General features: G+C 59.6%; 10 protein-coding genes. 5 read left to right on the top strand and 5 right to left on the bottom strand.

The genetic code is table 11. The annotated features are described in order from the left end of the window. From PSV43_RS14425 to rpmI, 3 genes are all read right to left on the bottom strand, one after another. On the bottom strand, positions 1-407 hold a 407-nt coding region (locus PSV43_RS14425), incomplete at its 3' end, for a metallophosphoesterase (protein ID WP_300198528.1). A 267-nt stretch (positions 408-674) separates the two neighbouring features. Beyond that, positions 675-1,070, bottom strand: a complete 396-nt coding sequence (gene rplT / locus PSV43_RS14420) for a 50S ribosomal protein L20 (RefSeq protein ID WP_300198525.1) — start codon at positions 1,068-1,070, stop codon at positions 675-677. Between the two features lie 122 nt (positions 1,071-1,192). Next, a complete protein-coding gene (rpmI, locus tag PSV43_RS14415) occupies positions 1,193-1,408 on the bottom strand; it encodes a 50S ribosomal protein L35 (RefSeq protein ID WP_300198522.1) in 216 nt (71 codons plus the stop codon). 186 nt (positions 1,409-1,594) lie between these two features. Between rpmI and PSV43_RS14410 the strand changes: the two genes are divergently transcribed. The 3 genes from PSV43_RS14410 to PSV43_RS14400 all read left to right on the top strand — a co-directional run bounded on the left by PSV43_RS14410 (position 1,595) and on the right by PSV43_RS14400 (position 5,071). Then, positions 1,595-3,250 (top strand): ATP-binding protein, encoded by a 1,656-nt coding sequence (locus PSV43_RS14410; protein WP_300198519.1) that lies wholly within the window; start codon positions 1,595-1,597, stop codon positions 3,248-3,250. Positions 3,251-3,292: 42 nt separating this feature from the next. Beyond that, positions 3,293-4,393 carry a hypothetical protein gene (locus tag PSV43_RS14405; RefSeq protein ID WP_300198516.1) on the top strand — a complete coding sequence of 367 codons (1,101 nt, stop codon included), beginning with the start codon at positions 3,293-3,295 and terminating at the stop codon, positions 4,391-4,393. A 99-nt stretch (positions 4,394-4,492) separates the two neighbouring features. Then, positions 4,493-5,071: a histidine phosphatase family protein gene (locus PSV43_RS14400; RefSeq protein ID WP_300198514.1), complete on the top strand. Its 579-nt coding sequence runs from the start codon at positions 4,493-4,495 to the stop codon at positions 5,069-5,071. A 69-nt stretch (positions 5,072-5,140) separates the two neighbouring features. Here the strand turns inward: PSV43_RS14400 and PSV43_RS14395 are convergent, their stop codons facing one another. Both PSV43_RS14395 and PSV43_RS14390 read right to left on the bottom strand, forming a co-directional pair. Then, positions 5,141-6,481: a hemolysin family protein gene (locus tag PSV43_RS14395; protein WP_300198511.1), complete on the bottom strand. Its 1,341-nt coding sequence runs from the start codon at positions 6,479-6,481 to the stop codon at positions 5,141-5,143. A 21-nt stretch (positions 6,482-6,502) separates the two neighbouring features. Continuing rightward, positions 6,503-7,438 (bottom strand): helix-turn-helix transcriptional regulator, encoded by a 936-nt coding sequence (locus PSV43_RS14390; RefSeq protein WP_300198509.1) that lies wholly within the window; start codon positions 7,436-7,438, stop codon positions 6,503-6,505. Positions 7,439-7,546: 108 nt separating this feature from the next. Here PSV43_RS14390 and PSV43_RS14385 point away from each other — a divergent pair, with 108 nt between their 5' ends. Together PSV43_RS14385 and ftsH are read left to right on the top strand one after the other, a co-directional pair. Then, the gene (locus PSV43_RS14385; protein ID WP_300198506.1) at positions 7,547-8,410 is read left to right on the top strand and encodes a phosphoenolpyruvate hydrolase family protein; all 864 of its coding nucleotides are present in this window, start codon (positions 7,547-7,549) and stop codon (positions 8,408-8,410) included. Positions 8,411-8,524: 114 nt separating this feature from the next. After that, positions 8,525-10,675: an ATP-dependent zinc metalloprotease FtsH gene (gene ftsH / locus PSV43_RS14380; RefSeq protein WP_300198503.1), complete on the top strand. Its 2,151-nt coding sequence runs from the start codon at positions 8,525-8,527 to the stop codon at positions 10,673-10,675. Positions 10,676-10,731: the final 56 nt, after the last annotated feature.

Raw genomic sequence — 10,731 nt, 5'->3', positions numbered from 1 at the left:
CGGATCACCTCAGGGGCACCACTGGCGAAGTCATGATTCCCCAGGCTGGCATACACGCCGTAGGGCGCTTCGAGCTGGGACATCAGTTCTGCCAGCAGCGGAGCCGGGCGCGCCGTGTAGGTCACAAAATCACCCGTCAGGGCCACCATGTCAGGCTTCAGGGAATTGCATGCCTCCACGCTTTGCAAAATATCCTCCGCCGTGGTGAAGGGCTCCAGATGCAGATCGCTCAGTTGCGCCAGGCGAAAGCCGTCCATGGCAGGGGGCAGTCCCGGCACCACCATTTCAACTCGCTCAATCAAGACTCGTGGTTTGCGGTCACGCGCGAGGGCGTTCGAAGTGGAACCGACTGCAGCCAATGCGGTGAGCTGGCGCAGAATGCTGCGGCGGGAATAGGATGCGGACATGATAAAATCAGCAGATTGGACCAATGCGAGCACGGGTGCTCATCCATTGATACACAGGGGAATGATGGAACGATGCGCAGGATTCCACGCCTTCAGAAGCACTGAAACTGGGAAGCCATGCATTGATTACAGACCCACTATCAGACCAAAAGTTCAAAATTCAACCCTGAGCTGAGCTTCACGTCCTGGGCCGGTGCCACGCAGGCACAACAAAACAGCCGGAGCATGCGCCCCGGCTGTTGTGAATGATTTGGGTTCCGGCAGAGCTTACGCTGCTGCGGTTTCCGTCGGTGCTTCGGAGGATTTCTTTTCCAGCGCGGCCTTGGCCTGCTGAACGAGAGCTTCGATGGCGGAGATGTCTTTGACGGCGAGGTCCGCGAGGACTTTGCGATCAAGTTCAATGCCAGCGAACTTGAGGCCTTCCATGAATCGGGAATAGCTCAAGCCGAGGGAACGGGTGGCGGCGTTGATGCGCTGCACCCAGAGATTGCGGAAGCTGCGCTTCTTGGCCTTGCGGTCACGAGTTGCGTAGGTTTCGGCTTTGCGGACGGCGTCCTTCGCATAGCGGAAATGCGTGGAACGGAAGCCTCGGTAACCTTTGGCTTTTGCCAGCACGCGCTTACGGCGCTTCCGGCTGGCGGGGGAGTTTGTGGCTCTTGACATGTATCTTGGTCTCTGATCAGGCTGTTGTTTAGGTAGCGATGGCTTGCCTCACCTCATCGAAGGCCTCCCGAGGGAGACCAGGCAAGTTCATCGTGGTCTCTATTAAAAAGACCGTGGTCGTCTTAGCGGTGGGAGAACGGCATGTTCGCCTTGACTGCTTTGACATCCACTGCCGCCACGAGGGCGACTTTACCGAGGTTACGCTTACGCTTGCGGCTCTTGTTCTGCAGAATATGGCGCTTGCCTTGTTTACGGCGCAGCACCTTACCCGTGGCAGTTATTTTGAACCGCTTTGAATAAGCTTTCCTCGTCTTGGCGATACCGGCATTTTTGGACATGGGGCGGCGATGGTAAAGGAGATGCCCGTTTCAGCAAGGTTTTTTTCACTCTTATATGCACTCTCTGCCATTTTCTTCCCGACTCGACTCTCAAATATGGGAGTCATAAAACTCCCGAATATCAAAAATTAAAGTTGTCTTAATTATCCAAGATTGCTAAATGAGTTGGATTCACGCGGATATTCCATGACTTCCTCTCCCTCCACATCCTCCGCAACTCCTGCAGCGATCGCTGAACTGGAGCAGGGGCTGGAGCACCTCAAGGTGGCCAACTATTACCTCCGCGTCGCACTGGATCAGGTGACCGAAGGGGTCGTGATCGTGGAAAGTGAAGCCAGTGATCTTAAGAGCGGCCAAAAGGTCCTCTTCAGCAATGCCGCCGCCGCCATGCTGGCAGGCGCTACCCCTGAGGCTGGCCTGCGCGGTATGGGCCTGAACGATCTCGTTGCCGACGCCAAAGACGCTGCAACGCTCCAGCACAGCCTTCGGCAGGCCGTGGAACACGGCGGCTGCCATGAATGCGAATGCCAGTTGCAGAGCCTGCGCGCGCAAACACCGGTGCCGAGCAAATGGCGCGTGCGCGCAGTCTTCAACAGCATGCGCAAGCTGCTGAACTTCACCATCCTCATCAGTCCAGCGCAAGTCGCTACCACTGCGGCCAGCGCCAAGCCAGCAGCGGAGGATCTGGACTCACAGTCCGCGCAGATGCGGAAAGACAACCTCGCGGCACTCGCCCAGGGCATCGCTCATGATGTGAACAATCTGCTCGGGCCCGTCACCGTTCGTCTCTCAGCTCTAATTCAGCAGGTGCAGGACCATCCCGCTCTGGCCCAGGAGTTGCAGCTCGTGTTCGCCGGCTTGAAGCGCGCGAAACAGTTCACCTCGCAGGTCGTCACCGCCTCCAAGTCCTCGCCCCGCAAACTGGAGGCCACCGACGTCGCCTCTCTGCTGAGTGACACCGTGGAATTCGCCGGTGCCGGCTCCAACGTGCATGTCTGCGTGCGCAACGACGAGAATCTGCGCCAGGCCGTGGCCGATCCCGTCAAGCTCAGCCAGGTGCTGCAAAATCTCGTCATGAACGGCATCCAGGCCATGCCCCACGGCGGCTACATGGATGTCCAGGCTTTGAACCATCTCGTCGGCCCTGCCGGAGACGGCAAACTCAAGCCCGGCAAGCACGTGCAAATCATCGTGCGGGATCGCGGCTGCGGCATTCCCAAGGAAAATCTCGACCGCCTGTTCCGCGAATCCTTCACCACCAAAGCCGATGGCAACGGCATCGGCCTCACCACCTGCAAACGTTTCATTGATGAAATGGGCGGCGACATTCGCGTGACCTCCACGCCAAACATTGGCACCGAGTTCACCGTTTACCTGCCTGCTACCGCAGGCTCCGGTGGCACCCGCCCCCTCACGCCTGCTGACTCGGCTCCGGTTCCGCTGAAACATGGCAAAGGCAAGGTGCTCATCGTCGATGACGAGGACGACCTCCGCAAAGTCGCCCACATGATCCTCACCCGCTGCGGCTACGAGGTCGTACAGTGTGACAACGGCCAGGACGCCGTGCGCATTTACCAGAGCCTCTTCCGCACCGGCACCCCGCCCGACGTGGTGCTCATGGACCTCACCCTGCGTGGCGGCATGAACGGCACTGAAACCGCCGCAGAGATCCTTCATCTCGATCCTGACGCCCGCGTCGTCTGCACCAGCGGCAGCGTGACCGAAGAAGTGCAGATGATCTTCCTCGAGCGCGGCTTTGTCGGCGTGCTGCCCAAGCCCTACGAAGCCGGGGAGCTCACGCAGATGGTGCATCGCGTGGCCACCATGATGAAACGCCATTGAGCGCAGGATCAGGCGTGCTTGAGTCGTACGTTTCCGCTCATCATGAAAACACGCCGCTTTTTCCTCTCCGGTCTCGCCACCGCCGCCGCCGCCAGCTTCACTCAAACACTGCGCGCCGCGCCTGACCCGAAAAAAGACATCGTCATCGGCCACGGCACTCATCGCTACAAGGTGAACAAGGAGTGGGTGCCAGCAGGTCAGGGCCGCCACCACCCCATTCTCAACTGCCACGAGATGGTGCAGGTTAAAGACGGCCGCCTCTTCATGATCGGCGATCACTGGGACGATCAGATGCTCGTCTTCAATCCCGACGGCACCATCCTCGACTCCTGGGGCGGCGTGTGGCCCGGCGGCCATGGCCTGACACTCTCAAATGAAAACGGCGCAGAGTTCCTCTACGTCACCGACAGCGGCCTCTGGAAGTCCGGCAGCGGCGGCTACCGTCAGACCGGTCGCATCACCAAGATCGACCTCGGCGGCAAAGAAATCTTCTCCATCAGCCATCCCATGAGCGTCGGTGCGTATGAGCCCGACATGATTTTCAATCCCACCGAAACCGCCATCGCCCCCAATGGCGACATCTACGTCGTTGACGGCTACGGCTCGCAGTTTGTCCTGCGCTACGACGCACGCGGCAAGTTCATCCAGCGCTTCGGCGGCAAGGACGGCGTGCCCGCCGAAGAACGCCTCAACAACGCCCACGGTATCGCCATCGACACCCGCCCAGGTGCTGACAGAGCCACCGTCATCGTCACCTCACGCGTTGATAATTGCTTCCGTCGTTTCACCCTCGACGGCAAATACCTCGAAACCCTCGCCGTCCCCGGCGCCATGGTCTGCCGTCCAGTCATCGCCGGGCAGGAGCTCTACGCCGGCGTCTGCTGGTCCAAGACCCCCGAGATCAACAAGCTCCCGCAGAATCCCAGTGGCTTCACCGTCATTCTGGATGCCACCGGCAAAGTCGTCAGCGCCCCCGGCGGCACTGAGCCCGTCTATGAAGACGGCAAACTCAAGCCCCTCATGCAGGCCGAACGCATCTTCGACCACGGCCACGACATTTGTGTGCTGGACAACGGCGATCTTGTGGTGTGTCAGTGGAACGCTGCTCAGACTTATCCCATCAAATTGGAGAAGGTGGCATGAGCACTGCATCGGAAAGCGTGAACTGCGGATCCCCTGCAGTCATTTGCCGATCCGCCTCCGTCTCTTCATCCCTCACCCTGCCCCAGTCCGTTCAACGAAATGAAATACCTCACGATCGTGCGACACGCCAAATCAAGCTGGGCCGAACCCGGCTGCATGGATCACGACCGCCCGCTGAATGAACGCGGAAAAAAGGCCACGCCCGCCGTAGCCACGTTTTTGCACCGCACCTACTTCGCTGGCAACGGCACCCCTGCCCTGCTCCCGCCGCCCGACCGCCTCATCACCAGCACCGCTCTGCGCGCGCTCACCACGGCGCAAATGATGCTTGAGACCTTGGCCCTGCCCCCCGAAAAATTGCAGCTGGACTCCAAGCTCTACTTGGCTGAGGCCGGGCGCATCTTGGAAGTGATGCGTGATTTTGACGAAAGCTGGCGGCATGTGATGATCTTTGGCCATAACCCCGGCATGCACGACTTTGCCGACCGCATCCTGGCTCGGGCAAACATTCCTAAAATGCCCACCTGCACGGCCGTCATCATGGCCTTCCCCCACGAATATTGGGGACTCGCCGACTGGCATGAGGCCCAGCTCATCGGCTACATCACGCCGAAGGCGCTCGAACGACGCTTCCCAGAACTTTATGCGGGAATTTCGCGCGAAGACGGCGAGGATTGAGCGGAAAAGCAGAGGTCACAAGACAGAAATCCCCCCTGAATTTCAGACTAGAGATATACCATCTCATGACTAGGCAGCCGTGGCGCTTTCGGCACCACTGACCTTGCTAATGCGACGGATGGTCACCTTGTCGATGCGCTGACGATCAGTGTCGGTGATCTCAAGCTGATGCTCACCGGATACGAAGTTCTCTCCTTCGACCGGCACATGCCCGAGGCGATGGAGAATGAAGCCGGAAAGAGTACGGTAAACACCTTCATCCACTTCCTCCGTGGGAACCGCAAGGCCCGTGAGGGTCGCCACCTCCTCAATGTTCATCTGGGCATCGGCAATCCACTCACCCTCGCCTTGCTGGCGGGCCTGCGGGCGCTCGCGCTGGTCTTGGTCGGGCATGGAGCCGAGAATTGCCTCCATCATGTCATTGAGCGTCACTAAGCCTGCCACGCCGCCAAACTCATCCACCACCAGAGCCTGGTGGCGGCGCTGCTTGCGGAACTCCTCGATCACCCGTGGGCAGGACATCGTCTCCGGCACAAACAACGGCACCGTCAGCAGCGGTTCCAGCTGAATTGACCCGCCACCCTGCTGCTGCATCTTCGACCACAATGACTTGATCGCTATAATGCCCTGCACGTTGTCACGAGTACCACGGTGCGCCGGGAAATACGAGTGGCCGCTGGCGGTGATCTTTCGGCAGTTCTCCTCGTCACTTTCGTCGAGATTGATCCAAATGATGCTGTTTTTCGGCGTCATCACGTCACTGGCCAGGAGATCGTCGAGCTCAAGCACCCCCTCCACCATTCGCTGCTCCCCCGGCTTGAAGACACCGGACAGCGTACCCTGATGTATCATCGCACGCACCTCCTCCTCTGACACGCCAGGCTCAGTGCCAGGAACCGCCCCGAACAAGCGCGCGATGAGGCCGCTGGTGGCATCCAGCAGATTCACCAGCGGGGAGGTCAGGCGCGACAACGCGGCCATCGGCGGACTCAGGCGGATAGCGGTGCTTTCCGGTGATTGAATGGCAAGGCGTTTGGGCACCAGCTCCCCAATGACCACAGTCAAAAAGGTGATGATGCTCACCACAATAATCGTTGCCACCGTCTCCGCCCAGGCGTGCAGGTACGGCATTTGGGCCAGCACCGGGGTCAGGTCATTAATCAACTTGCCGCCACTGGAGGCTCCGGCCAGGGTGCCCACCAAGGTGATGCCCACCTGCACGGTGGAAAGAAAAACACCGGGATTCTCCACCAGCGCCAGAGCCGTGCGTGCGCCTCTCACATCCTTGTCAACAAGGGGCTGCAGCCGCGCCCGGCGGGAGGAAACAACGGACATCTCCGCCATGGAAAAGATCCCATTGGCTATCAGCAACGCAAACAAAAGACCCAGCTCAAAAAGAATTCCAGTCATTGCCTGCAACCAACCGCCGAATCACGCTTTCCGCAATGACAACGCGGCATTGTATTGCCGCCCCTCTCCCCAGCCACACATCCGGCTCCGGTGCTCACTCGGCCGCCACCCAATCCACTTCTTGAAGGTGTTGCTGAACACAAACGGGTTCTGATACCCCACCTCATGCGAGATCGTCTCGATCTTCAAATTCGTCGTGCTCAGCAGTTCGGCGGCCTTTCGCATCCGCAGCCACGTCACATGGTGCATCGGCGTGCGCCCCAGTGCCTTCCGGCACAACCGGCGCAGGTGCTCGGCACTCACGTGCGCCTGATGCGCCAGCTCGTCCAGCGTCCAGTCGTAGCCGACATTGGCGGAGACTTTTTCCCAGATTCGGTGCAGTCGGTCATCCACCTGCCATGGCTGCGCAAAACGCTCGACGTAAGACTGGATCAGTTCGACCCCATGAAACATCGCCGCCGGTTTGGCATCGTGACCGGCTTCCTCAATCAGTCCCTCAATCGCATGCCACAACGCCGCACCCGCAAAGGGTGCCATGAGCGGTGAACTGCTGCTCAGGATCGGCGTCTGCTCCGGCTGCTGCTCGTAGCGCACCCAGCAGCAGCGCCAGATCTTGCCCGGCACCGCATGAAAGGCGTTCACCATGAAAGGCGGCAGCGCCACGGCCATGCCCGCGCTGCATTTCTTCCACACCCCATCCACCAGCACACGCCCCTCCCCTTCCAGACAGGCCAGAAAATACAGCCCGCCCTGGTGCATGCGCACGATGCGGTACGGCGCACGCGCCGTCATCACCCCCGCATGCGCGATGCGGTGCGTCGCCAGCGTACCACACAGCGGCGCGCTGCGCAGCCAGGCACGCGCATCCCTCTCCGACCCCCGCACCATCCGGTACTCCGTGTCAGCGCCGTGTGTGTGCGTTTCGGATAGCTCTTGGATGGCGGCGCGGGCGTGCATAGGGCGGAGTTTACGGTTGTTTACAATTCTTGACCGCAGTTGACGATGGTTGCAAACCACTCTCATCCACCGTCAACTATCGTAAACCACCTTCAACCTCATCAAGTCATGCCCAATCCCTGGACCGGAATCGGAAATCCCTACTCGAAGCAAGAAGTCGTGGACCGTCTCAAAGCCACCCGCGCCAAAGGTGAGCCGATCATCGCTGCGGGCGCAGGCACAGGCATCAGCGCCAAGTTCATCGAAAAGGGCGGGGCAGACCTCATCATCATTTATAACAGCGGTCGCTTCCGCATGATGGGCCACGGCAGCACCTGCGGCCTCATGGCCTATGGCGATGCCAACGCCATCGCCATGGAGATCGGCGAATACGAAGTCCTGCCCGTGGTCAAAGAGATTCCTGTGGTCTGCGGCGTGCACGCCACCGACCCCCGCCGCCGCATGTGGCACTGGCTGGGCCGCGTGAAGGAAATGGGATTCTCCGGTGTGAACAACTTCCCCACCCACACCATCGTTGACGGCCATTTCCGCGGCGTTCTGGAAGAAACCGGGATGAGCGTGGAAAAGGAGTTCGAAATGATCGGGCTCGCTACGAAGATGGACATGTTCAGCATCGTCTATGTGGCCACGCCTGAGGAGGCCATCAAAATGGCCAAAAACGGTGCAGACGCCATCATCGCCCACGTCGGCACCACCGTCGGCGGCAGCATCGGCGTCACCAATGCCGTGGTCAGCTGGGACCACACCGTGAAAGTCACCCAGGACATCATTGATGCCGCAAAGAGCGTGAATCCAAATGTGTTCACTCTCACCCACGGCGGACCGATCAACACGCCCAAGGACGTGGAGTTCATCCTCAGCAAGACCTCGGCGGACGGTTTCGTCGGTGCCAGCAGCCTGGAACGCATGGGTGTGGAAGATTCGCTGACCACCCTGACCCGCGAGTTCAAACGCGTCCCCATCGGCCATTAGCCCCCGTCTTTATCCTATATAAGGGAGGGTTTAGGCCTGCGATTCGCATTTTGCAAAAAAATTACCGGCGTGTATGGTCGGACTCGCGTTACTTAGTTGTAACAACCCTCGCACATGTCCGACGACCCCTTCAACAATCGCCCCGACGTCCCCAACCGTCGCAATCAAGATCCTCAGTTCAACTGGCGTGGCTTCATGCTTTTCGCCCTCGCTATCACCCTGCTGATCTCGGGCTTCATGATGAACAAGGGCCTGACCGGCAGCCGTAAGGTCTTCAACTACGCGGAATTCAAGGCCGTTGTCGAAAACAACGCCATTGATCCCAATCAGAAGCTCGAACTGGTCAATCTCGACACCACCTCCGAGCAAACCATTCGCGGATGGTATTTTCCTGCACTCGCCCCCAAGACCCTGCAGGCTCCGAAAGCGGGTGAGTCAGAAACGGCATCTCCCACCGAACAGAGCAAGCCCGTCCTCCCCGAGCCCGCCAAGGAAGAAACCGCCAAGACTCCCGCCGCCAGCACGGCTTCCGGAGAATCCAAACAATTCACCGTCGCGGTGAACATCGAGTTCCAAAAAGAGGAACTCCACAAGTTGTTCGACGCCCACAAGCTCGTGCTCATCCCCGTGTATGAAAACGAAATGTGGTCATCCCTCATCGGCTTCCTCCTGCCGCTGCTGGTCATCCTCGCCTTCTTCTACTTCCTCGTCCGCCAGCAGCTTCGCAGCGCTGGCCGTGGTGCCATGAGCTTCGGCAAGAGCAAGGCCAAGATGCTTGCCCAGGACCGCAACAAGGTCACCTTCAAGGACGTGGCCGGTGTGGAAGAAGCCAAGGAAGAAGTGCAGGAAATCGTCGAGTTCCTCAAGGACCCGAAGAAGTTCCAGCGCCTCGGCGGCAAGATCCCCAAGGGCGTCCTCATGACCGGCCCTCCCGGCACCGGCAAAACCCTGCTGGCCAAAGCCATCGCAGGCGAGGCCGATGTCCCCTTCTTCAGCATCAGCGGCTCAGACTTCGTCGAAATGTTCGTCGGTGTCGGCGCCAGCCGTGTGCGTGACATGTTTGAGCAGGGCAAAAAGAACGCCCCCTGCATCATCTTCATCGACGAAATCGACGCTGTGGGCCGTCATCGCGGTCAGGGCATGGGAGGTGGTCACGACGAACGTGAACAGACTCTCAATGCGTTGCTCGTGGAGATGGACGGCTTCGACACCCAGGAAGGCATCATCATCATCGCCGCCACCAACCGCGCCGATGTGCTCGACCCCGCCCTCCTGCGCCCAGGCCGTTTCGACCGTCAGGTCACTGTTAACCTCCCCGACGTGAAGGGCCGCGAGGAAATCCTCCGCGTTCACGCCAAGAAAGTGAAGCTGGCAGACAGCGCCGACCTGTCCAAGATCGCCCGTGGCACTCCAGGATTCTCCGGAGCCGAGCTGGCCAATCTTCTCAACGAAGCCGCCCTGCTCGCCGCACGCAGAAACATGAAGTCCATCACCAATCCCGAGCTCGAAGAAGCCCGTGACAAGGTGCGCTGGGGCCGTGAACGCCGCAGCATGGCTCTAACTGAGAAGGAAAAGGAAAACACTGCCTATCATGAGGCCGGCCATGCCATCCTCAACGAAGTGCTGGAACACACCGACCCGCTCCACAAAGTCACCATCATCCCGCGTGGCCCCTCGCTCGGCGTCACGATGATGCTGCCGGAGGAAGACAAGTTCACCCACCGCAAGAGCGAGCTCATCTCCAATCTCATCGTCACCATGGGCGGTCGTGTGGCCGAAGAAATCCAGTTTGGCGATGTCACCAGCGGAGCCAGCGGCGACATCCGCATGGCCTCCCGCATCGCCCGCAGCATGATCTGCTCCTGGGGCATGAGCACCAAGCTCGGCATGATCGAGTACGGCGAAAACGAAAGCAACGCCTTCATGGGTCGTGGCAGCAGCAACTACAGCGAGGACACCGCCCAGAAGATTGATGAAGAAGTGAAACGCCTCATCGACGAAGCCTACGCCAAAGCCAAGGAAGTCCTCCTCCAGTACAAGGACAAACTCGACGTTCTCGCCCACGCGCTGCTCGAGTACGAAACACTCGACGGTGCCCACATCAAAGAAATCATGGCTCACGGCCGCCTCCTCAATCCACCGGAAAACAAGAGCAAGCCACCACCACCGCCGCCCCTTCCCAAAGCTCCCGACGCACGCCCAGTGAAGCGTGAAGACGAAGACGAAAGCGGCATGGCCCCAGGCCTGACCGGCGTGCCTGCTTGACCAGGCAAGGGATCATCTTGATCCCTTCAATTCAACACTCATCAAAGGGGGATCAG

Source organism: Prosthecobacter sp. (assembly GCF_029946185.1).
Lineage (GTDB): Bacteria > Verrucomicrobiota > Verrucomicrobiia > Verrucomicrobiales > Verrucomicrobiaceae > Prosthecobacter.
The sequence above is the reverse complement of the archived record's forward strand: the minus strand, read 5'-3'. Positions and strand labels throughout refer to the sequence as shown.